Annotated in this window: 20 protein-coding genes; 1 reads left to right on the forward strand and 19 read right to left on the reverse strand. The window is 62.0% G+C overall.

All coding sequences use genetic code 11. From position 1 onward, the window contains the following. Positions 1 to 15: 15 nt before the first annotated feature. Positions 16 to 2,481 (forward strand): ATP-dependent helicase HrpB, encoded by a 2,466-nt coding sequence (gene hrpB, locus BLP10_RS20315; protein ID WP_091138823.1) that lies wholly within the window; start codon positions 16 to 18, stop codon positions 2,479 to 2,481. Here hrpB and BLP10_RS20320 read toward each other — a convergent pair. The 19 genes from BLP10_RS20320 to leuC form a co-directional block, all read right to left on the reverse strand. Further along, a complete protein-coding gene (locus tag BLP10_RS20320; RefSeq protein ID WP_091138825.1) occupies positions 2,478 to 3,851 on the reverse strand; it encodes an MmgE/PrpD family protein in 1,374 nt (457 codons plus the stop codon). The genes hrpB and BLP10_RS20320 overlap by 4 nt on opposite strands. A gap of 27 nt (positions 3,852 to 3,878) precedes the next feature. Then, a complete protein-coding gene (locus BLP10_RS20325; protein WP_091138827.1) occupies positions 3,879 to 4,586 on the reverse strand; it encodes an aspartate/glutamate racemase family protein in 708 nt (235 codons plus the stop codon). 12 nt (positions 4,587 to 4,598) lie between these two features. Then, positions 4,599 to 5,357 carry an aspartate/glutamate racemase family protein gene (locus BLP10_RS20330; protein ID WP_091138830.1) on the reverse strand — a complete coding sequence of 253 codons (759 nt, stop codon included), beginning with the start codon at positions 5,355 to 5,357 and terminating at the stop codon, positions 4,599 to 4,601. A 29-nt stretch (positions 5,358 to 5,386) separates the two neighbouring features. Then, positions 5,387 to 6,781: an FAD-dependent oxidoreductase gene (locus BLP10_RS20335; RefSeq protein WP_091138832.1), complete on the reverse strand. Its 1,395-nt coding sequence runs from the start codon at positions 6,779 to 6,781 to the stop codon at positions 5,387 to 5,389. 13 nt (positions 6,782 to 6,794) lie between these two features. After that, positions 6,795 to 7,325 (reverse strand): nuclear transport factor 2 family protein, encoded by a 531-nt coding sequence (locus BLP10_RS20340; protein WP_091138835.1) that lies wholly within the window; start codon positions 7,323 to 7,325, stop codon positions 6,795 to 6,797. 34 nt (positions 7,326 to 7,359) lie between these two features. After that, a complete protein-coding gene (locus BLP10_RS20345; protein WP_091138837.1) occupies positions 7,360 to 7,980 on the reverse strand; it encodes a cysteine hydrolase family protein in 621 nt (206 codons plus the stop codon). Next, a complete protein-coding gene (locus tag BLP10_RS20350) occupies positions 7,977 to 10,037 on the reverse strand; it encodes a hydantoinase/oxoprolinase family protein (RefSeq protein WP_091138839.1) in 2,061 nt (686 codons plus the stop codon). The genes BLP10_RS20345 and BLP10_RS20350 overlap by 4 nt, the downstream gene beginning before the upstream one ends. After that, positions 10,034 to 11,767 (reverse strand): hydantoinase B/oxoprolinase family protein, encoded by a 1,734-nt coding sequence (locus BLP10_RS20355; protein ID WP_091138841.1) that lies wholly within the window; start codon positions 11,765 to 11,767, stop codon positions 10,034 to 10,036. The genes BLP10_RS20350 and BLP10_RS20355 overlap by 4 nt, the downstream gene beginning before the upstream one ends. Continuing rightward, positions 11,764 to 12,672: an isocitrate lyase/PEP mutase family protein gene (locus BLP10_RS20360; protein WP_091138843.1), complete on the reverse strand. Its 909-nt coding sequence runs from the start codon at positions 12,670 to 12,672 to the stop codon at positions 11,764 to 11,766. The genes BLP10_RS20355 and BLP10_RS20360 overlap by 4 nt, the downstream gene beginning before the upstream one ends. A 1-nt stretch (position 12,673) precedes the next feature. Next, complete coding sequence (locus tag BLP10_RS20365; protein ID WP_091138845.1) at positions 12,674 to 14,089, reverse strand: MmgE/PrpD family protein; 1,416 nt, start codon at positions 14,087 to 14,089, stop codon at positions 12,674 to 12,676. A gap of 10 nt (positions 14,090 to 14,099) precedes the next feature. Further along, positions 14,100 to 14,801 (reverse strand): ABC transporter ATP-binding protein, encoded by a 702-nt coding sequence (locus tag BLP10_RS20370; protein WP_091138848.1) that lies wholly within the window; start codon positions 14,799 to 14,801, stop codon positions 14,100 to 14,102. Further along, on the reverse strand, positions 14,794 to 15,540 hold the full coding sequence (locus BLP10_RS20375) for an ABC transporter ATP-binding protein (protein WP_091138851.1): 747 nt from the start codon (positions 15,538 to 15,540) through the stop codon (positions 14,794 to 14,796). The genes BLP10_RS20370 and BLP10_RS20375 overlap by 8 nt, the downstream gene beginning before the upstream one ends. Next, positions 15,540 to 16,535, reverse strand: coding sequence for a branched-chain amino acid ABC transporter permease (locus BLP10_RS20380; RefSeq protein WP_091138854.1), 996 nt, complete (start codon positions 16,533 to 16,535; stop codon positions 15,540 to 15,542). Before BLP10_RS20380 ends, BLP10_RS20375 begins: the two co-directional genes overlap by 1 nt. Continuing rightward, positions 16,532 to 17,404 (reverse strand): branched-chain amino acid ABC transporter permease, encoded by an 873-nt coding sequence (locus BLP10_RS20385; RefSeq protein ID WP_091138856.1) that lies wholly within the window; start codon positions 17,402 to 17,404, stop codon positions 16,532 to 16,534. The genes BLP10_RS20380 and BLP10_RS20385 overlap by 4 nt, the downstream gene beginning before the upstream one ends. Before the next feature lie 72 nt (positions 17,405 to 17,476). After that, the gene (locus BLP10_RS20390; RefSeq protein WP_091138859.1) at positions 17,477 to 18,700 is read right to left on the reverse strand and encodes an ABC transporter substrate-binding protein; all 1,224 of its coding nucleotides are present in this window, start codon (positions 18,698 to 18,700) and stop codon (positions 17,477 to 17,479) included. Further along, positions 18,697 to 19,572, reverse strand: a complete 876-nt coding sequence (locus tag BLP10_RS20395; RefSeq protein WP_091138861.1) for a GntR family transcriptional regulator — start codon at positions 19,570 to 19,572, stop codon at positions 18,697 to 18,699. Before BLP10_RS20395 ends, BLP10_RS20390 begins: the two co-directional genes overlap by 4 nt. Before the next feature lie 95 nt (positions 19,573 to 19,667). Further along, positions 19,668 to 20,639, reverse strand: a complete 972-nt coding sequence (locus BLP10_RS20400) for an oxidoreductase (RefSeq protein WP_091138863.1) — start codon at positions 20,637 to 20,639, stop codon at positions 19,668 to 19,670. Positions 20,640 to 20,648: 9 nt separating this feature from the next. Then, positions 20,649 to 21,263, reverse strand: a complete 615-nt coding sequence (gene leuD / locus BLP10_RS20405; RefSeq protein ID WP_091138865.1) for a 3-isopropylmalate dehydratase small subunit — start codon at positions 21,261 to 21,263, stop codon at positions 20,649 to 20,651. Next, the gene (gene leuC, locus BLP10_RS20410; protein ID WP_091138868.1) at positions 21,263 to 22,684 is read right to left on the reverse strand and encodes a 3-isopropylmalate dehydratase large subunit; all 1,422 of its coding nucleotides are present in this window, start codon (positions 22,682 to 22,684) and stop codon (positions 21,263 to 21,265) included. Before leuC ends, leuD begins: the two co-directional genes overlap by 1 nt. Positions 22,685 to 22,788 lie beyond the last annotated feature (104 nt).

A 22,788-nucleotide genomic window follows, 5' to 3' on the forward strand; every position in this document is an offset into this window, starting at 1 on the left:
GAGCCATCAGGCGATATGCGCGTTTTCGACACCTCGCTTCCCATCGATGCAGTCCTCGCTGATCTGACAGCGAGCCTGCAAACACGAGCCAATGCGGTGCTTGTCGCCCCACCGGGCGCCGGTAAGACTACGCGCGTGCCGCTGGTGCTGCTCGATGAGCCCTGGGTGCGGACAGGCAAGATCATTGTGCTGGAGCCGCGCCGTCTGGCGGCGCGTGCTGCCGCCGCGCGCATGGCGCAAACCCTCGGTGAGCAGGTGGGCGAGACGGTAGGTCTTCGTGTTCGCCTCGGCTCGAAGATCAGCCGCAAGACGCGGATCGAGGTAGTGACGGAGGGCGTGTTCGCTCGCATGATCCTCGATGATCCTTCGCTCGACGGCGTGGCTGCAGTGCTCTTCGATGAGTTCCATGAGCGCTCCCTGGATGCCGATCTAGGCCTTGCGCTGGCGCTCGACGCGCAGGGCGGACTGCGTGAGGATCTGCGACTGCTCGTCATGTCGGCAACGCTCGACGGCGCGCGTGTGGCGAAGCTGTTGGGCGATGCGCCGGTCATCGAGTCCGAGGGTCGCGCCTATCCGGTGGAGACCCGCTATCTCGGGCGCGATCCTAATCGCCGCATCGAGGAGCTGGTGGCGGATGCCGTCACGCGCGCCTTACGGGCGGAGAGCGGCTCTGTTCTCGTATTCCTACCGGGACAAGGCGAAATCCGCCGCGTCGAAACCATCCTACGGGATCGCATCTCCGATCCAGTCGTCGCTATCGCGCCGCTCTACGGCGCTCTTGATCGCGCAGAGCAGGATCTGGCGGTGAGTCCTGCGAAGCCGGGACGTCGCAAGTTGGTGTTGGCAACCTCGATTGCCGAGACATCGCTTACCATCGAAGGCGTGCGAGTGGTCATCGATTCAGGGCTTGCTCGCGTACCTGTCTATGAGCCGAATATCGGGATCACGCGGCTCGAAACCGTGCGTGTTTCCCGTGCCGCTGCCGATCAGCGGCGAGGGCGCGCCGGACGAACGGAGCCCGGGGTCTGCTACCGCTTGTGGGAGGAAGCCGCGACGGGAGCGCTCGAGCCTTTCGTACGCCCGGAAATCCTTGCTGCCGATCTCGCGTCGCTGCTTCTCGATTGTGCCGCGTGGGGCGTCACTGATCCGTCGACGCTTGCGTTTCTCGATCCGCCGCCAGCACCCGCACTGAAGGAAGCACGCACGCTTCTCCAGCAACTCGAAGCGCTCGATGCCGAAGGCCGTATCACTGAAACGGGGCGCCGTTTGCGCGAACTGCCTCTGCCGCCCCGTCTCGCACGCATGATTCTGGCCGCGGGCGGAAGCGGGCAGGCACGCGACGCAGCGGACCTTGCTGCCGTGCTCGTTGAGCGTGGGCTTGGCGGCGACATGGTGGATCTGACGGAGCGTGTCGAGCGCTTCCGCCGGGATCGTTCGCGCCGTGCCGAAGACATGCGGCGCATGGCTGAGGGTTGGGCGAAGGCCCAGGGCGGTTCTGCCAAAGGAGAGAAGAGTACCATGGGCGCTCTGCTCACGCTCGCTTATCCCGATCGCTTGGCCAAAGCGCGAGGCAAGCCGGGGGAATACCTCATGGCCAATGGCCGCGGTGCCTCGCTGGAGGCCCATGAACGCCTGGCGAAGGAGCCATATCTCGCCATCGCGGAAATCGCGGGCGGCGCAGCCTCCGCACGCATTCTCGCGGCGGCGCCCATCGTACTTGAAGAGATCGAGACTGCTTTTGCGGATCATATCGATCAGAAGGATGAGGTTTCGTTCGACCGCCAGGCCAAAGCGCTGCGTGCCCGCGGCGTCCGACGTCTCGGCGCACTTGTCTTCAACGAGCGTCCGTTGAAGGTCACCGCCACGGAGGAGGCGGCCCGCGCACTGGCCGAGGGACTTGCTTCATTGGGGCTCGATGCATTTCCGTGGTCGAAGGCCTTGGCGCAATGGCGCGAACGCGTGATGTTCCTGCGCAAGGCAGAAGGCGATGAATGGCCTGACCTTTCCGATGAGGCGCTGATAGCGACAGCGGCGGAATGGTTTGCACCGCACCTCATCGGCAAAACGAGCCTCAATGACATCGGCCCGGATCTCCTGAGCGAGGCCGTTCGCAGCCTTCTGCCATGGAACCTGCAGCGCCGTCTCGACATGGAGGCGCCGACGCATATCGAGGTGCCGACGGGCTCGCAGATTCCCATCGATTACGGCGCAGAAGAAGGCCCTGTCTTAGCCGTACGCGTTCAGGAACTGTTCGGGCTCGACAAGCATCCTGCCATCGCGGCAGGTCGCGTGCCGCTCATACTGCATCTTCTCTCCCCGGCGCAGCGTCCCATTCAGATCACGCGCGACCTGCCGGGCTTCTGGCGCGGGTCATGGGCCGCGGTGCGGGCCGACATGCGCGGGCAATACCCAAAGCATCCCTGGCCCGACGATCCGCTGACCGCACCACCCACCCGGCGCGCGAAGCCGCGCGGAACTTAAGCTGCACTCTTCGTAAGAGTCACGACATCCGCAAAGCGATCGATCTTTTCAAGCATGCCAATCAGATCGGCAAGTTGCCGGACAGTCTCTGGCTGCAGAGCCTGACCGGACAGCCGTGAGAATTTATCCAGAAGCTGCGCTTCGCTCAAGGGATTGTCGAACCCGCCGATAGGAACCGTGGAACGCGCGGAATATGTGTTTCCATCAGCAAGCCGAATCTCGACTCGTGCCGCGCGTATATCCGGGAGGAGGGCGGTCAGTTCAGGATCATTGAGCACGGATACTTTTCCGATCAGACGAACCATGCGTGGATCGTGGACGATCTCGTCCGTGTAGACATCCATATCATTGCTGCCATGCAGAAGACGAGCCGCCACGTTGAAAGCGATGGAGTGCTTGGCAGCGTAGGCGTTAGCAACCGCCGTTCCGCCGAGCCGTGTCGCAAGATCATAGGTATAGACTTCGATCTGCTCGATGGTGTCGGGATTGATGCGATGTTCGCTTTGAATCGCGGCTGCCGCTTCAATCGGAGCATGGTTCCAGCGGCTGCAAGCATAGACCTTGAAATAGTTCCGCGTCAGGTAGAAGGACACGATGCGGTCTTCCGGCGTCAGCGCGAAGTCCTCTCCCAGGATCGAACCGAAAACGACCTCAAGGGCCCCAGGTTCACCGCTGAAGCCTGCAAGGGCGAGGCGTGGGGCGAGAAGCCCGTTATGATTGGTAAAGCCGGTATAAAGATTTCTGACCGACGCGCCTTTGGTGGCAGCTGATTGGGAAGAAGCGATGCTTAATCCGGCTGCAAGCTCGATGGCGCGGGCGGTCGTTGTGGCATCTAGCTTCAGGAGCCTTGCTGCGCCTACCGCCGTTCCGACGATGGTGTGCGTGCCGAACGGGTGAACGGGACGGCGCATCCGGGTAGCGCGGCCGACTCTGACCGCGATCTCGTAGCCCGCAATGAAAGCCTCCAGCAATTCGCGGCCTGAGTTCCTACGTTCTTCCGCAAGCGCGATGAGCGCGGGCAGGATGTGGATACCGGGGTGGTTTACGGCAAACTGATTGCCTTCATCGAGTTCCAACGAGACGCCGCCTGTACCATTCACGAGCGCGGCAACATGGCTCGCGGCGGTCAGGTTCGTGCCGAAGAGTGTGGCGGTGCCAGCTCCCAAGTTGGGAGCTTCGGCCGCGAGTGCTGCGACCTCGGGAAGCCGCGATCCTGCCAGCATGACGCCGATAGTATCACGAACGATCGTCTTGGCGTGCTGCAGAACCTCTGAGGAGATCCGGTCTGCTTCGATGGACAGAGCAAGTTCCGCCAGGCGAAAAGCGAGATCGGAGGGCTGTGTTTCAATCGGGCGGCTGGCTTGCGGCATCGAATTTCTCCGGGGCAGGGACCCCTCTTAGCGGGTTTCTGCAATGGCTGTGATGAGTGGCTGCTTCCGCACCTGGGGTGCCGGATAAGCGCCACGGCTGTGGCTCAGGTGAAGTCCCAGAAAGCTCTCGGCCAGCTTGAGCGAGAGGGATATCGGTTCAATCACTGGAGTGCCGAGTTTATCCGCCAGCCTCGATGCCAAAGCAGGAGAGTGCGTATCCAGACACAGCACGTCCGAGCCGTCTTCATCGAGACAGGCTTGAGCTTGCGCAAGGATCTGCGGGAACGTGGTTTCGTCGCTGTCCGAAGTCTCTGCGCCAATCGCACAAACCGAAGCGCATTGCCGGTCAAGCCCGTAATCGCCTACGAGTTTCTTGATTCTGTAGTAACGAGAGTTTGGAACCAGGATAGAGAAGCGATTGCCAAGGGTCAGCGCATGGAGCATGGCGCTGCGGCCTGCTCCAATGACAGGGATCGACAGCACCGAGCGGAGAGCGCCTAATCCGTAATCGCCGGTTTCAGCGACACAGACTGCGTCGTATCCCTCACTTTCAGCCCCCTGTCCGGCGGCCAGGACCGCCAAATCTGCGAGAGCCCAATCATGGGCGCTTACGGTGGTGTCCGGCGCCACCGCAACTGCTCGATGAACGACCTGCGTATCGGCATCGAGGTTGGCCGAGAAATCGCTCGCGCCTACAGCGGGTGCGCGAAGTGTCAACATCAGAATGCGTGCCATGATCGTCCTCCCTCAAATCGCGCCGGCAGCCTGCCCCATGGTGCGCAGCCTTTCGGCTGCGGGCGCATGAGGCGAAGGATAGGCGATACGGCTATGGCGAAGCCGGAGCTTGATGGCGGCATCTGCGAGCCGATAGGTCAAGGGACCGGGGTTGATGACAGGAACGGGGAGGCGCTCAGCAAGGTAGGAGTGAGCTTCGTGCATGGTCGTAGAGCCGAGGATAATGACGTCTGCGCCGTCTTCCTCGATGCAGCGAATCGCGGCAGCATGGAGGTGAGGGAAGAACTCGTCCTCCTTGCCGGATAGCAGGCTCTGATTGTTCGGCTGCAGGCCCGCCGAGCGCAAGGACGCGCATTTGTGAGCAAGGCCGAGTTCCGCAAGCGTCTTCGTGTAGAGATGCCGCCAGCGGTCCCACATGGCCAGGATCGAAAACTTCTCGCCCAGCATGAGAGCGGCCAGCATGGCATGACGGCCTGCTCCGATGACGGGAATGTTGAGGACGGAGCGCAGCGCCGCCATGCCGGAATCGCTGACCGTATCGATGCAGACCGCGTCGAAGCCCTCTGACTCGGCCTGGATGCCCGCTTCGAGAATACCGATATCGGCGAGAACGGAGTCCTGCTGGCTGACGTAATTCGCTGGAGCGATGCGAACGGGGCGATACTCGAAATCGATCCCGTCACCCAGCTTGACCGAACGGAGCTGTGCCTTGCGCAGCTCCAGATTACTCGCATCCATTGGGAACGGAACGATCACCAGCACTCTGGACATTCTGCATACTCCTCAAACGATCAGTCGATTCATGTGAGCGCGATCTTTGCTGCGCTGTTTCCCGCAAGGCGCCCCAGCACGACTGCCGTTACCAGGCCGTTCCCTCCAAGGTATCCCCATGAAGAGGGCCCGGAGATGCCGCGGGCGGCACCTCCTGCGGCATAGAGATTGGGAAGTGGAGATCCGTCGGCGCGCACAACGCGTCCTGTCTCGTCGACTTTCAGGCCACCTTGCGTATGAAAAAGTGCACCTTTCACTTCTACCGCCCTGAAGGGTGGCGTCAGTTGCGCAACGCCAGTGAAATCTCGGCCGAAGGGATCGTCGGTCTTTCCTGTGACGTAAGAGGCCACTTCCGAGAAGCTGGCTTCGAGATTGTCGAAAGGCAGTCCTGTTGCCTGCGAGAGAGAGGCAATGCCGTCGGCTGTGACAACCGCGCCGCTGTCGAGAACGCGATGATAATCCTGAAAAGTGAGAGCCGCTTCTTCGCAGTGCTTGTCGTAGATCGTCCAAGCTGTGCCGCCCGGCTGGCCCAGCACCGTCGAGGCCTGCTCGGAATATCCGCTCATCTCGTTCGAAAAGCGGCGTCCCTCCTTGTTCACTTGAAATCCGCCGCGGATCACGATGGCCCATGTGACAGGCAGGGCGGGTCCATTGGCGACGCAATGGCCCTGATAGCTTCCGAGATCGGCGGTGGCCGCACCCAAGGCGTCGCCCCAGCGGATGGCATCGCCTTTGCTGCCGCCATGACCGCAATAAACCGCATCGGACATGGATGGAATAAGGGCGGCGATGACAGAAGGATCAGCTCCGTATCCACCACTGGCGAGAACGAGTGCGCCGCAACCGACGATATTTTGCTGGCCGTCAGCCGTCGTATATCCGATGGCCGTAATGCGACCCTCTGGCTCGGCGAAATGAGTGTCGACCGTGGCCGAGGTGATCAGTGTTGCGCCGGCGGAAAGTGCCGCACGCAGGAGGCCCTGTTCCATCTCGAGGCCGGTTCGGCTTTTCGGCACATGGTAGCGATGACGGGAGTGGCCCGGGTAGAGAATGTCGTCGAGCAACTCGAAATGCAGACCATGGGAATCCACGAGCCATTCGACGGCAGGGCCAGACTCTTCGGCGATCTTGCGCGCCAACGACTCGTCGGTCTTGCCCTTGGCTTTCGCGAGAATGTCGGCGACATACATGTCGGGACTATCTTCGATGCCCTTCTCGCGCTGGAAGCGCGTTCCCGCCCCCGGCAGCATTCCAAGCGTCAGAGCGGTGTTGCCTCGCGGCTCGGCATCTCGCTCGATCACAACAACGCTTGCACCGGCCTCGCGGGCGGAAAGCGCCGCACACAAGCCTGCTGCGCCGGCGCCGACGATGACGACATCGGCTCGTGCCTCGGGTTCACTCTGGAGGGCGGTGCGGACCGTCATCGTTGCGCGCCCTTCACGTCCGACTCACCCAGGTCTCCATTTCGGCAATGAGAGCGCCCGTGAGACGGAAACGATCGACGAAACGCACGTCGGACAGGACAGTGCCGTCCGGAGCCGTTCCTTCGAGCGTTCCCTGCGCGAAGACGATGCGATCCTCATCGGTCATGGCATCTTCGAAACGCTGATAAGCCTTCCGGAATTTTGTCGAAGCAGCGAGAGATCCGGAGAGGTCTCGGCGCTCGCCGTGAAGGTCGGTTCCGAAAAAGTCAGGTGTTGCCAACGCACCGGCTGCCTCCGCATCTCCTTTTTCCAGGGCGGCGGCAAAGGCCGCCGCTACATCGGCTGCGGGTGGCAGCGGCGGGCCGGGAATACGGGACACGCCGCCGCGGGCATAGGAACTTGGATGCACCTCACGCAGGATGGTAACGATTCCATCCGGCGGCGCTGCCATGACGGAACGGACGGCGCGCATCATGCCCTTCAGCAGGCGCGCCTTGGTGGCGGCATCGTAGCCTTCGAGAATGGTGGTTTCGACGACGGGCATGGGATTTCCTCTCGCTGATCGATCAAGCAGGTCGCTAGGAATGAGCGGCTTCGATTTCGGACATGATGTCGGCGATCTTCGCGACCCGGCAGACAGGGCGGAGAGCGTCGATGGCCGTGGCGTGGACTGCGGGTGAGAAGGCTGCGCAGGCATCCTCCAGCACAACGGTTTCGAAATCCCGGACATGGGCGTCCCGCACTGTCGATGCGACGCCGCCATTGGTGACGATTCCCCCGATCAGAAGCCGCTCGATGCCCAGTTTGCGCAGAACCCATTCCATTCGTGTCATGTAGAAGGCCGAGTAGGCGATCTTCTCAACGATCACATCCGCCGGCTGGAGTTCATCGACAAGCGAATGTCCCCAGGAGCCCGGAGCGAAATCTCCCTTCGTCAGGAACGGACGGAGGGACTTCAGATGCGGAGAAATTAAGGGCTGGCCTCCCTTGGCTGGAACGAGCGTGAACTGCGTCGAGACAAAGAAGCCGCCTTTCTCTCGCAAGAGGTTGGCAAGTGGAAGAATGCGCGCCGGCAATGCGGCGATCTCGGGAGCCGTCTGACCCGCGCGGCCATAAGCGCCCTGCGGATGCAGAAAGTCGTTCTGCAAGTCGACAGTGAGGAGCGCGGTCCGGGATAAAGGAATGGAGGAAGCGCTCACGATGAACGCTCCACGATCACGTTGCCGAAATTGTCGATGCGGGCCACGAGGTCAGGGTCGACCACGGTCGTCGCGTCCGGTTGCTCGAGGATCGCAGGACCATGAACAACGGTTCCCACCGGAAGGTCCAAGCGAGCGTAGATTGCAGTCTCGTGCCAGCCCCCATCGAACCACACCTGTCGCGTTCCGAGCTTTGCCTTGTCCAGAGAAGCATCTGCAGCAGGCGCGAGCGCTGCAAGGTCGAAATGGGGCCGCCGTCCGACCGCAGCTGTGCGGAGATTGACGATCCGCGACGGAACGCCCGGGAGAAGCCGGCTGAACGCCACCTGGTAGGCTTTTTCGAAAGCCTGGCGGATAACGGCTTCTGTCACTCCTGTCGTTCCACCTTTAACGGTGACGGGCAGCGGGACGGCGACCGTGTGGGTCTGGCCCACATAATGCATGTCGAGTTCAAACAGAATATCGATCCGCTCGACAGCCAGACCCGCAGCCTCCACGACGGCCTTCGCCTCCTCGGCCTCTGCCACCATGCGCTGGTCGAGCACTGCGGCGTCGAGACCTTCCACGTTCAGGTTGACTGTCTGAACCTGATCGTGACGGATATCGGCGATGACGCAGCCGAGGGCCGAGGTCACGCCTGGATAGCGAGGCACCAATGCCGCCTTGAGGCCCACATCCTTGATGAGGGCGCCCGCATGCAACGCTCCGCCGCCGCCGAACGGCACGGCTGCGAACTTGCCGGGATCGTGCCCGCGTTCGATGGAAACCAGCCGGATCGCACCAGCCATCTTGGCATCGGCGATCCGAACGATCGCTTCCGCCGCGGCCATAACGTCGATGTCGAGCGGACGCGCAACGTGAGCGTCGATGGCTGCGCGCGCGGCTTCCACGTCCAGACGGGCGAGCTTGCCGCCGATGGGACGCTCCGCATTGATGCGGCCGAGCACGACATTGGCATCGGTGAGCGTCGGGCGCGTGTTGCCCTGGGCGTAGCAGACAGGACCAGGTCGCGAGCCGGCGCTCTCGGGGCCGACCTGGAGGAGGCCGCCGGCATCGACGTGAGCGATGGATCCACCGCCTGCGCCGATGGTCGTAATCTCGATCATCGGCGTGCGGATCACGAGGCCGAAATCGATTGTCGTTTGAGCGGCGAGGGCTGTCTTTCCGCCGACCACGAGAGACACGTCGTACGACGTACCGCCAAGATCACCCGTGATCACATCGGGAAACCCCGCGGCCTCCGAAATGGCGGCGGCCGCGATCACGCCGGCGGCGGGACCGGAGAGGGCCGTGCGAACCGGCAAGCGGCGGGCCGTTGCAGTCGACATCACGCCGCCATTGGACTGCACGATATGGAAGCGGCCCGAGAAGCCTTCCGAAGCCAGCGCCTGGTCGAGCTTGCCGAGATAGCTGCCGACCACGGGCTGGAGATAGGCGTTGAGCGCGGTGGTGGAGGTGCGCTCGAACTCGCGGATCTCAGGCAGGATCTGGCTGGAGCAGGCGATGTTGCCGTTCGGCCAGATTTCACTCGCGGCTGCGAGCGCTCGCATCTCGTTTTCCGCATTGGCATAAGCATTCACGAAAACGATGGCGAGAGCCTCGGCTCCGGCTTCGATGAGGGCTTGGGCTGCGGCCCGCACTTCTCCTGCATCCACCGTCTCTCTGATCGTTCCATCGGCAAGCGTACGCTCGCCGACTTCAAGGCGAAGATCGCGGTCGATGACAGGCACGAAGTCACCCCACAAGCCCCAGGTGTGACGCCGGTCGCGGCGGCGCATCTCGATGACGTCGCGGAAGCCTTGGGTGGTGATGAGTCCTACGCGGGCACCCTTGCGCTCTAGAAGCGCATTCGTGCCGACGGTGGTGCCATGCACGACCGACGAGAGGTTCGCCACCGGTCCGAAGCTCTTCAGACCTTCGAGGAAGCCGACGGCCTCGTCGCCACGGTTCGAGGAAACTTTGGCAGTGCGGAATTGTCTCTTATGCTCGTCGTAGAAAAAGAGGTCCGTAAAGGTTCCTCCGACATCGACGCCGACGATCTGTCCCTGTGTGCTCATGCTGCTATTCCATTGCGCAGGGTTGCGGTGGCGGTTTGATCCACCTCCCCATTGGCGGTGATGACAACCCCATAATCCCGCTTCGCCGCTTCCATGCTTACATAGCCGAGACGCACATCGCGGCAGACGAGGTCCGAATCCCGCGTTCTTGGATCACCCCAGCCGCCTCCGCCGGGAGTTTCAAGCCGCACAGAGCGGCCTGCCGACACGGAGACGCCGGTGACCTTGGAGACGAGAGGCGGAGAATGCTGTCCGTCCTCGGCTTCCCACACGAAGCGGTTGAGAGCGGCAGGGCCACCCCCGGAGACGCCGAAGGGAGCAACTTTGCCACGCTCACCGAGAAGGAAAACCTCAGCATCGCGGAGTGGTTCTATCTCGTAGATCGCGCCCAACCCACCGCGATGGGCTCCCGGTCCTGCCGAATCCGGACGCAGAGCCCATTGCCGGAAGAGTACCGGATAACTGGCTTCCAGAATCTCGGCAGGCGGAATCGTCGCCGTCGAAATGGGGTTGTTGGCATGGCTCAGGCCGTCGGTCTCAGGGTTGCCGCCAAGGCCGCCGCCGAAGAACGAGAACATGACCCAACGCTGTCCATCGTCGCGATGACCAGCGATCGAGAGAGCATTGATCGTGCCGAAGGGGGCAGCCGTCGCCTTCTCGGGGGAGACTTTGGCGAGCGCGCCGAGGAGTACGCCGATGAGCCGCAGGATCGTTTCCGTGTAGCCCGCCATCGGGCGTGGCGCTGTCGCGCCGAGCAGGGTCGTGGAAGGCACCACGAACTTGATCGGTGCGAGGCATCCGGCATTCGCAGGCACATCCGTGAATACGTGCTTGAGCGCGACATAACAGGCAGCGACGGTCGTGGCGTTGGAGATGTTCACAGGCCCGAGCGCAGGCGGCGAAGAGCGCGAGAAGTCGAGCGTCATCGTGTCGCCTTCGATGGTGAGGTCGAGAGCGATGGTGATCACCTCGTCGACGATACCATCATTGTCGAGCACGTCTTCGAAGGCATATGTTCCGTCGGGAAGCGCGCGGATCGCTGCGCGCATCAGCGCTTCGGCCCGGTCCGAAAGGGCTTCGAAGGCGGCGGAAACCGTATCGGTGCCGTATTCGTCGAGCAGTGCGTTGAAACGGCGTTGACCGAGATCGAGGGCGTTGAGCTGGCCGTTGAGGTCGCCCCAGTTCGAAATCGGCACGCGCGAATTCGCAGCGAGAAGATCCACGATGTCCTGGTTGATGCGTCCTGCCGAGACGAGCTTCACGGGCGGGAACCGCACGCCTTCTTGGAAGCTTTCGGTAGCCTTCGGGTTGTATCCGCCTGGAACGTTGCCGCCGATATCGAGCCAGTGTCCCGCCGATGCGAGCCAGCAGAACAGCTTCCCGTCCCGGAAGATCGGGCGCACCAGACGGAAGTCGTTCAAGTGCGTGCCGCCTACATAGGGGTCATTGAAGAGGAACGTGTCGCCTTCTTCCAGGCCCCCTTCCTTGGCCACTTTGTCGATCACGGCCTTCACGGCGAAGGCCATGGCTCCGACGAAGATCGGCAGTCCATTGGTGCCCTGGACGAGGGTTGCGCCTGTTTCCGCGTGATAGAGACCATGGCAGGCATCGCGCGCTTCGGCGATGATCGGGTTGAAGGCCGAGCGGTAGAGGGTCGCGTCCATCTCGTCCGCGATCTGCTCGAGCCTGCCCTTCAGGACGGCCAGGGTTACTGGATCTACCGACGTCATTGTGCGTCATTCCTCTGGCTGGATGAGACTTTTGCCGCCGAGAGGCCGTATTCTTCGTATGTACGGCCCCGTTCCAGCATTTCGGGGGTGCCGATGAGAGCATTGAGGGCTTGGAAATCGAACATGCGCTCGCGGAACGGCTCGTTCGTCCCATGGGCCTTCAGTGAGCGATAGTAATCCTGCGCCGTGCGAGCGATGGCGCGTACGATCCCACCTGGGAAGATGACGATCTTGAAACCAAGCGCTCCAAGTTCCGTCGCAGATGCGAGAGGAGTATCGCCGCCTTCGACCATGTTGGCGAGCAACGGAAGCCGGTTTCCAAGAGCGGCGGTGACTGCGGCGAGCTGCTCATGCGAGCGTGGAGCTTCCACGAAAAGCACATCCGCGCCGGCATCGGCATAGAGCGAAGCCCGTTCGATCGCACGCTCGAACCCTTCGACGGCAACTGCGTCGGTGCGCGCGATGATGAGCGTGTTCTCGCTCCGGCGGGCGTCGACGGCCGCCTTGATCTTGCCAGCCATCTCCTCGGCTTTGATCAGGCTCTTGTCCTGCAGATGCCCGCAGCGTTTCGGCAGGGTCTGGTCTTCGATCTGGATGGCGGTTGCGCCGACCATTTCGAAGAGCTGGACCGTTCGCTGCACATTGAGGGCGTTGCCATAGCCATTGTCGGCATCCACGATCAACGGCGTTGCGATACGCTCCCGCACGAGCGAGATCACCTCTGCGACCTCGTTCATGGAAACCAGACCGATGTCGGGACGGCCCAGGCGCGTATATGCGATAGCCGCCCCGGACAGATAAAGCGCTTCGAAACCCGCAGCGGCGGCGAGGGAGCCGGTCAGTGCATCGTAAATTCCAGGCGCAACGACCGGCCTATCGAGAGAAAGTCTTTGTTTTAAAGTCATGTCAGTCTTTCTTGACTGGAGGTTCTGCGAGCAGAGTATCGAGCAGCGACAAATCGGCCGCGCCCTCAAGACTTCCGATCAGAGCGTCGATCCGCTCGGCATGATCTTGGCCCCATACTGGAACGGCCAGCGCGAAGAACTTCGCGCGTACCTCATCGGGACTGTATGGATCCTGCGCGTCGCCGCGGTTGGTGAGAGTTTTTCCTTCCACCACCCGTCCGTCCGAAAGATGGATCGTAACCTGGGCAGGCCGGCGGTCCGGCAGCATTGCAGTCATCTGCGAATTTTCACGCACGGAGACCCGCTGCGCGAGACGCCGCACCCGTTCGTCAGCCAATGCCGGTGAGCGGAATGCCTCCACGGATGCTTCTCCATGCACGAGGGTTGTCGCGACGGAAAACGGCACGGAGAACTTAGCAGCCAGCATATTAGTCGGAGCAGGAGCGTCGAGCTGCGCGGCAAAGGCGTAAGTATCGACCTCGATCCGTTCAATGGAATCGGGATCCAAGGTGCCGTCTTTCGCTATGATCTCGGCGACGGCATCGAGAGCGCCGTGCGTGAAACGGCATGCCGCATGGCGTTTGAAGTAGTTGCGCTGGATCTCCCACCGGCGACCAAGCTCTTCCGTCATGATCTCCGGACGGAAGGTTTCCGAGAGCACGTTTCCGTAAACGCTGCGGACGCCGTCCGTCTCGCTGGAAAAGCCGGAGGCGACGAGATCCCAGGCAGCAAGGCCGTTGCGGGCCGAAATGCCGGCATAGCTGTTCCGCACGGTCGCGCCTTCCAACATGCTGCGAAGGCTTGCGCTGATGCTCAGCGGTGCCGCCATGCTAATGATCTGCACAAGATCAGACTCATTCGCCTTCTCGAGGAGAGCCGCTACAAAGGCAGCACCGATGGTTCCCCAAGTTCCATGCGGATGAACAGTGCTGCGCAGGCGCGAGGCGGCTCCCACGCGAGCACAGATCTCATAACCGAGAACGAAGGCCCGCAGAAAATCCGCCCCTGACATTTGCTCGCATGGTTGAGCCGCCAGTGCTGCCGGCAGAACATGGATGCCGGGATGGCCGCGGGCGAACTGATTGCCCTCGTCGAGTTCGAGCATCGTGCCGGCAACGCCATTAGCGAAAGCAGCATCGAGCGGGCTCAGGCGGCGTCCCGCGCCGATAGCGGTCGCAGAGCCGCTATCGCGACGGCCGAGTCGCTCGACCAGTCTCCTCATCTCCGGTTCCTGCATGCCTGCTGCAACAGCGCCGATGCAGTCAAGCAGAACGACCTTGGCCTGCACGATGAGATCGCTCGGCATATCGGAAAAACGGAATGCGGAGGCAAACGCCCCCCATTCCGTCAGCCAGGTCGGGCGTGGCTCAGCCAGAAGCACGGATGCGGGGACAAGTTGCGGTGTGGCAATCGACATCGCTTTCTCCTCAGAGCCCGAGATAGGCCCGCTTCAACTCAGGATCGTTCCGGATGGTCTCAGCCGGTCCCGAGAGCGTGACGGCGCCATTCTCGACAATGTAGGCTCGCGAAGCTGTCTCTAGGGACTGCACGACGTTCTGTTCCACGAGCATGATCGGCAGGCCTTCGGCATTGAGCGATTGAATGAGCGTAAACATCTCCTCCACCAGCAGGGGCGAGAGGCCAAGCGAGGGCTCGTCGAGAATAAGCAGTCGCGGCTCAGCCATCATGCCGCGCCCAATCGCCAGCATCTGCTGCTCGCCACCGGAAAGGGTTCCAGCAGCCTGATCCGTACGCTCGCGCAGGCGGGGGAAGATGTTAAAGACGCGCTCGAGGTTGCTTGCGCGGTTTTTGCTCGCCCGGCGGTAGCTGCCGAGCTCCAGGTTTTCGCGCACGGACATGTTCGGGAAGATCTTGCGGCCTTCCGGCACGTGAATGAGACCGGCCTCCACCGCATCGACCGCCGAAGCCCGGGTCAAGGAGCGGCCTTCGAAGACGATCTCGCCCGCGCTCGCAGGCAATACGCCGGACAAAACCTTGTTGAGTGTTGTCTTGCCCACACCGTTGCTGCCGAGAACCGCAACGATCTCTCCGGACTTGATGGAGAGGTCGATTCCACGGAGCACTTCAACTCCGCCATAGCCGGCACGCAGACCTTTGATCTCAAGCATGGTTTGCTCCCACCGTGCGCAGACGCTCAGCTGCGCCGCGCCCGAGATATGCCTCGACCACATGAGGGTCTTCGCAGACATCCTGCGGCGTGCCTTGCGCGATCATGCGGCCTTGGGCCAATACGTAGACCTGCTCGCAGAGATTCATCACGGCCTGCATGACGTGCTCGATCATGAGGATCGTAACCCCCTCATCCCGTATGGACCGGATGACGGGAACTATGTCGCGGATCTCGGAAGGGTTGAGACCGGCGAGCACTTCGTCGAGCAGGAGAATCTTGGGCTCTGTCGCCAGGGCGCGAGCGAGTTCAAGGCGCTTGCGGCCGGCGACGGTAAGACTGGACGCAGGCTTATCGAGATCAGCCCCTAATCCAACCCGATGACCAACGGCGTCGGCGAGGGCATGAGCATCGGCGGAATTCCGGTGTCTCAGGAATGCTCCGACTGCAATGTTCTCGCGGACGTTCAGACCGGCGAAGGGCTGAACGATCTGAAATGTCCGCGCGATCCCCTCTTGTGCCCGAACGTGAGCGGGAAGGGCGGTGATGTCACATCCTTCAAAGGAGACACGGCCGGAAGTCGGCTTCAGGAAGCCGGCGATGACACCGAAGAGGGTCGTCTTGCCGGCGCCATTGGGGCCGATGAGTCCGACGATCGCTCCCTTCGGCACCGTAAGCGAGGCGCCGCCGACTGCCACGAGCCCGCCGAAGCGCATTGTGATGTCTTCAACCGACAGCATTATGCAGCCTCCTCGGAGAGTTTCGTCGCCGCATGCGCTTTGCGCTTGCGCCAGAGCTGAGTCTTCTTCAGGACGCCGAGGACACCTTCCGGCGCAAATGCGACCACGACGACAAGAATGATGCCGTAAATGGCAAGATCGATGCCGGGAACGCTGGCGGCGAAGGTCTTGGCTGCTTCGCCAAGGCCATGAAGCGTGAAGGCGCCGATGATCGGCCCCAGCACGAGGCCCTTGCCGCCGACCATGGGGGCGAGCAGGGCTTCAACCGAGATCCAGAGCCCGTATGCGATGTTGGCGTCGATATAGAGGAAGTACTGAAGATAGAGGCAGCCGGCCGCAGCCGTGATGGCCGCCGAGACGGTGATGGCGCGCAGCTTCACTGCCAGGACATCGACGCCGAGCGCTCGCGCTGCCTCTTCGTTCTCGCGCACGGCGACGAGCTGCGCGCCGAAGCGGGAGCTGGCGATCCACTGGGACAGGAACAGGGTGAGGGCGACGAGCGAAAGAGCCAGCCAGAGGAAGGCGCCGCGGCTGGAGAACTGCATGTTGGCGAAGCCGACATTCAGCTTCAGGAGCAGCCCCGCGGCACCCCCTGTAAAGCCGGCAGCGTTGGCTAGGATGCGTAGCACCTCCGCGAAGGCGAGAGTCACGAGCGCGAAGTACGAGCCGCGCAGTCCGGCGCGAAAGCTCAAGAAACCGATGACCCAGCCGACAATGGCTCCGACCCCCATCGCGATGGCCATGGCAGCCCACGCGTTGATCCCAAAGCGGGATTGCAGGATCGCGGAAACATACGCTCCGGTGCCGAAGAAAGCTGCGTGTCCGAAGGACGATTGCCCGCCGACGCCGCCCAGAACATTCCAGCCCTGCGCAGCGAGGGTGATGATGAGCACGAAGACGATGAAGTTGAGGACCGAGTTCGACGTGGCCAGCAGCGGGATTGCGGCGAGAACGGCGAGGATGATGAGGATGGGAAGTGTCGCTCGTAGGGTCATGCCCGGGCTCCAAACAGTCCCGTCGGGCGGAACAACAGAACGAGAATGAAGATCAGGAAGATGCCGATCTGGCCAAGGCTCTCACCGAGATAGAGGCCGCTCAGGCTCTCCACGACTCCGATGAACAGGCCTCCCGCGAGCGCTCCGGGGATGGAGCCCATGCCTCCGAGAACAACCACCGTGAAGGCGACAAGGACGAATGCGCCGCCTACGCGCGGATTGACGTAGAAGGTGGGCATGAGGAGGCACGCTGCCACCGCAAGCGTGGCGCAGCCAATTCCGAACGTGACGGCATAGATGTGCCTGACGTCGATTCCGACGAGGCTGGCGCCGAGCTTCTCCTTGGCGACGGCGCGGATCGCCTTGCCGGTATCGGTGCGGGCAAGCACAAGCCACAGCAGCAGCGTCACCACCAGAGCGGCTGCAAAGCCGATGAGGCGCGGCTTGGAGATCAGGAGCGGGCCCACCTCCAAAACCTCGAAAGAGAAGTCCGAGGTCAGAGAACGGGTGTCAGAGCGGAAAATCGCCAGCAGAGCGTTTTCGAGAACGATTGAGATGCCAAGCGTAACGAGGAGAATATTTCCGTCGTCGCCATGGCTGGCAGGGCCGATCACGAAGCGCTGCAAGGCATAGCCGAGCGCATAAAAGATCACCGCCAGGAATGGGATCAGCACGTAGTTATCGATGCCGAGAAACGTATAAGCCACCCATACGGCGAACATTGCCGTGGTCAGCAAGGCGCCATGAGCGAAGTTGATGATGTGCAGGACGCCGTAGACGAGCGTAAGGCCAAGCGCGATCAACGCGTAGACCGCACCTGTCAGAAGGCCGTTGAGGACAGCCTCTAATGTGATATCGAGAGAGTACATCGCGTTTCCCTTGCTTTAGCCGATCAGTGAACTGAGGCGGACTCTTCTGCGGAATCCGCCTCCGCACCAAAATCAGGCCCGTACAGGGAAGACCGGCTTCGCGTCGGAGTATGTTTCCGGATAAACCACCCGGATAACGCCATCCTGAACCTGCGTCGCGACCGGAGCGGCCCCCTGGTTCTGGCCGCCGACGAACTTTGTCGGCCCGTAGGGCATCAGGTGCTTGTCATAGGTGGAGGAGGCCAGCGCTTCGATGATCTTCCCGCGATCAGCGGAGGCTGCGCGCTCGATTGCGTCTGCCAGCAGACCAACGCAGGAATAGTTCAGCGGAACGTTGTAGTTCCACTGCTTGCCTGCGGCCTCGACGCGCTTGCGCAGATCTTCGTTCTTCGGATTGCGCGGATCATGCCAATGGTTGCAGTCCATGATCTTTTCCGCGGCCTCGGGGAACTCCTTCACGAAGCGCATGTTCGAAGCGGCGCCATTGACCACCGCATAGATTGCCTTCGGACGGACACGCTGCTGCTGCATCGTGCGGGCCAGGAGAACCGTCTCGGCATAATAGGTGCTGGGGATCACCAGATCGGGATTGAGCGAGCGAAGGCGCAGGGTGATGTTCGAAAGATCGCGCGACGGAGTGGGCGTGGACATGGTTTCGAGAATCTCGAAGCCGTGCTTCGGCAGTTCCTGCTGCATCAGCTTTGCAAGGCCAGAGCCGAAGAGACCATCCTCGTGAACGAGCGCGATCGTCTTGGCAGGCTTGCCGGCGGCTTCGTTGATCCTGACGAGATTCTCGATGGCGGTCTTGGTGCAGATGCCGAATCCTGGCGCAAAGCGGAAGGTGTTCTTAAGACCGCGTTCGATGATCTGATCTGAGACGCCGACATCGACGATGTAAGGCAGGTCATAGCGGGCGGCAGCCTGGGTCGTCGCAAGGCAGATGGGGCTTGCAAAGCCGCCGACGATGGCAGCAACGCCTTCGCTCTGCATGCGTTCGACTTCCTGCACGCCGGCTTCCGGGTTGGAGCGCGCGTCACCGAAGATCATCTGGATCTTGGCTCCGCCGAGCGACTTGATGCCGCCTGCGGCGTTGATGTCGGCGATGGCGAGTTCAGCGCCCGTGCGGCCGAATTCGCCGTCCATGGCGACGGCGCCGGTGACAGGCTGCAGGATGCCGACCTTGACAGGGGGCGGCTCCGCGCCGCGCACGATGGAGGGTGCGGCGATGGTGGCGACGGCTACGGTGCCGGATTTCAGAAGCGTGCGTCGGTTGAGTGTCTTGTCGAATAGGCTCATCGAGTAGTTCTCCTCTGGATTGAGACCCGGTTGACCCGGGTTTTCGGGATGCTTTTTGTTTTGGGTGTGCTGACGCGCGGACGCTCGACCGGCGACCAGCGCCGGGCTCCGTTGGCTCCGGTGCGAATGAGATCCATGTTCAGCGAGTAACGATCGGGGCGGTACAGGGCCTGCAGGTGTTCGATGCCACGGCCCGATGGATCGTAGACGATGCGTGTCATCGAAAGCAGGGCTGCGCCGATTTCGAGATCCAGAGCCGCCGCGACCTCCGGTCCTGCGAGCGTTGCGCCAATGATCTGCTGCGCCCGCTCCGCGACGATTCCAGACCGCTCGAGAAGCTCGAGCAGAGGCGTCGATGCCAGATCTGCCTCGGAATAGGATATGCCGATCCGCTCAGGCACATGCGTGATCAGATAGGAAAACGGCTGGCCGTCGATCAGACGCACGCGGACCGAGCGCTGGACGCGCTCGCCGGGCTGGAGCTTCAGGTCGCTCGTCAGTGCGGGTGTCGGCGCCATGTAGGCAAAGGAGATAAGCTTGACGTCGGTGCGGCGCCCCATCTCCACGAGATGAGTGAGGACATTGGAGAAGTCCGCCGTCACCTGAGCGCTGGTCGGTCGCGTGTTGACGAATGTGCCGGAGCCGGGCCTGCGCTCGATCAGGCCTTCATCGGCCAGCTTGTCGAGGGCGCGTCGGACGGTGACGCGAGAAACACCGTGCTCCTGCGCCAGAAGCGGTTCGCTGGGCAGCCGTGTGTTGGGCCCGATGTCGCCGCTCAAGATGCGGTCGCGCAGCAGGAGGAAGAGTCTGCGGGCTTTCAGCGGTTCGACACTCGACACGAGCGGTCCATCCCAAATTGTATGCTTGGACATACATCAAGCTGTCCTATTGATGGCACAGCTTTCCTATGAGTCAAGTTGCTTTACGTAGAGTAATTCGAGAATTGAAAGTAGGGATTGAAACCTCATTACAGTACTCTTTGCAGATCCGGGTAGATCAGCAACGGTCTGCCGATGGCGACGAGGTCTGCCTGTCCCTGCGCGAGAATGGCCTCGATCTGCTCCCGCGTACGGATCATTCCGACAGCAATGACGGGCACCGCCACGGCTCGCCGCACAATCTCGGCGAAACCGACCTGATAACCCGGACTCACATCCGACGGGCGAATGGGGAGAAGGCCGCCGGAGGAAATATGGACGGCATCAAGTCCGAGAGGAGCGAGCACGCGAAGGTCGTTCGCGACATGCTCAGGCGTCAGCCCTCGAGGATCATAATCGCTTGCCGAAACTCTCATCGTGAGGAGTTTTGAAGGGCCGAGGGCAGCGCGAACTTCGGTGATGATCTCTGCAAGCAGACGGCGTCGGTTCTCTGCGCTGCCTCCATAGGCATCCTTGCGGTGGTTGGACAGCGGCGACAGGAATTGATGCAGCAGATAACCATGGGCTGCGTGGAGTTCGACGCCTGCAAACCCCGCCATCACAGAGCGGTGTGCCGCCTGTACGAAGGCCGAGATCAACGAAGCGATATCCTGCTTCGCCATCATCTCCGGCGTGCCGTAGGATTCGTTGTAAGCGATCGCGCTCGGGGCCAGGAGACGGCCTTCGCCATGAGGGCGGGACTTGCGCCCGCCATGGGACAGCTGGAGCAGCGCAGGAACGCCTTCCGCCGAAACCGCCCGCGCGATATCGGCAAGCGGAGCGATATGGTCGTCGCTGAACAGGCCGATGTCATCGGCCATGAGGCGTCCCTCGGGCGAGACGGCCGTCGACTCAATGATGATCAGCCCGACGCCGCCGCGTGCCCTGCGCGCATAATGCTGAACGTGATATTGCGTGGCGTAGCCTTCGCTGCTCCCCTGATATTGCTGCATGGGAGGCAGCACAATGCGGTTCTTGAGCGTAATAGGGCCGAGAGGAAGAGGCTCGAACGCGAGTGACATGAGCTGGCTTCACGCCCGATTGGGTTTCATCCAGGGGCGCCGCTCCTGGTCGGAAGCAGCGAATGCCTGGATGGCCGCCGTGTAGCTCTTGGTCAGATCGATATCGTCCCATCCATTGAGAAGTTTGGTGCGCCAAACCGGCTCGATGTCGAACGGTACGTCGAGAGACCCGCAGCGAATGATCTTGGCATTGAGATCGACTGTAGCATCCCGTTCGCCGCCTTGGAGAGCGGCGAGCAGGCGTTCGCCATCCTCCTCCGAGACACGGGCTGGAAGCAGGCCGTTGTTGACGGAATTCGATGCAAAGATGTCGCCGAAGCTCGGCGCGACGACGCAGCGGATGCCATAGTCAATCAGCGCATAGGCCGCCGCTTCGCGGGAGGACCCGCCGCCGAAATTGCGTCGAGTCACGAGGATGCTCGCGCCTCGGCGGTCCGAATGATTCAGCGGGAAGTCTTCGCGCGGATCGCCGTTCCCGTCGAAACGTAAATCATGCAGGAGGTAGTCGCCGTAACCCTCGGCGCGAGAGCGCTTCATGAAGCGGGCCGGAATAAGCTGATCGGTGTCAATTCCGGAGAGCGGCAGCGGACAGGCAATGCCGGTATGTTGCGTGAAAGGTTGCATCAGGCTCGTTCCTTGAGCAAGGCGCGCATGTCGGTGAGTTGGCCTGTCACGGCGGCAGCCGCAGCCATGGCGGGAGACATGAGGTGGGTACGCGAGCCGGGACCTTGCCGTCCGCGGAAGTTGCGATTCGTGGTGGAGGCGCAGCGCTCGCCGGGCGGAACGAGATCGCCGTTCATGCCCACGCACATGGAGCAGCCCGGCTCGACCCATTCCAGGCCCGCTTCCTTGAAGATGCGGTCGAGGCCTTCCTGCTCGGCCTGCTGTTTCACCAGCATGGAGCCTGGCGATACGAGGCCGGGAACGCTGGCTTTCCTGCCTGCCAGAATAGCCGCTGCGGCGCGGATGTCTTCGATGCGGCTGTTGGTGCAGGAGCCGATGAAAACCCGGTCGATGCGAATATCCGTCAGCTTCTGCCCCGGTTGCAGCCCCATATAGGACAAGGCATCGCGGACATGCTCCGCGCGGCCGGGATCGGAGATCCTGTCGGGATCGGGGACGTCTTGGGTGATCGGCAGGGCATCATCGGGACTGGTGCCCCAAGTCACGATCGGAGCGATCTGCGTAGCGTCGAGAGAAACCTCCTTGTCGAAGACGGCATCCGCATCGCTTGCGAGCGCCAGCCAGTCGGCGGCCCCTCGCTCGAAAGCGTCGCCTTTCGGCGCATAGGGACGACCGCGCAGATATGCGATCGTCGTCTCGTCCGGAGCAACCATGCCGGATCGGCCGCCAGCCTCGATGGAGAGATTGCACAAGGTCAGGCGCCCTTCCATCGAGAGATTGCGAATGGTGGAACCTGCATACTCGATGGCATAGCCCGCCGCTCCATCCGCTCCGATCTTTGCGATCATGGAGAGCGCGATGTCCTTGGCGACGATACCTGCGGACAGTGCGCCTTCGATGGAAATGCGCATGCGCTTCGGCTTCTTCTGCCACAATGTCTGCGTCATCAGCACATGCGCCACTTCCGATGCGCCGATCCCGAAAGCGAGTGCTCCGAATGCCCCATGCGTGGCGGTGTGGCTGTCCCCGCACACGATGGTAAGGCCGGGGAGAGTGAGGCCCTGCTCCGGGCCGACCACATGCACGATGCCCTGGCCGGGGTCGTTGAGATCGAACGACTTCAGATTGTGCTGCGTCGTGTTGGCGCGCAGCTGCTCGATCATGCGGCGGATCGCTGGATCGATCTGCGCGATGTTTCGAACGCGCGTCGGTACGTAATGGTCTTCGATTCCGAAGGTCAGGTCGGGGCGGGCGACTTCCGCCTCGCGAGCCTTGAGCTTGTCGAAGGCATGGAACGACCCTTCATGCAGGAAGTGACGGTCGATCCAGAGGAGGTTGTGACCATCCTCACGTTCTACGATCACATGGGCATCCCAGACCTTGTCGAACAAAGTCCTCGGCCTTCCAACGCTGGCGCTCATGCCGGCTCGTCCTCTCTCGAGTTCCGTAGAGGAAGGAGGCTATCCTTATTTGCCTGTCGATGGCAATGCTTGTTTTATATTTAAGACAGCTTAGTGTAAGAGCC

The sequence above is a fragment of the Microvirga guangxiensis genome (assembly GCF_900102135.1).
In the GTDB taxonomy this organism is placed as follows: Bacteria; Pseudomonadota; Alphaproteobacteria; order Rhizobiales; family Beijerinckiaceae; genus Microvirga; species Microvirga guangxiensis.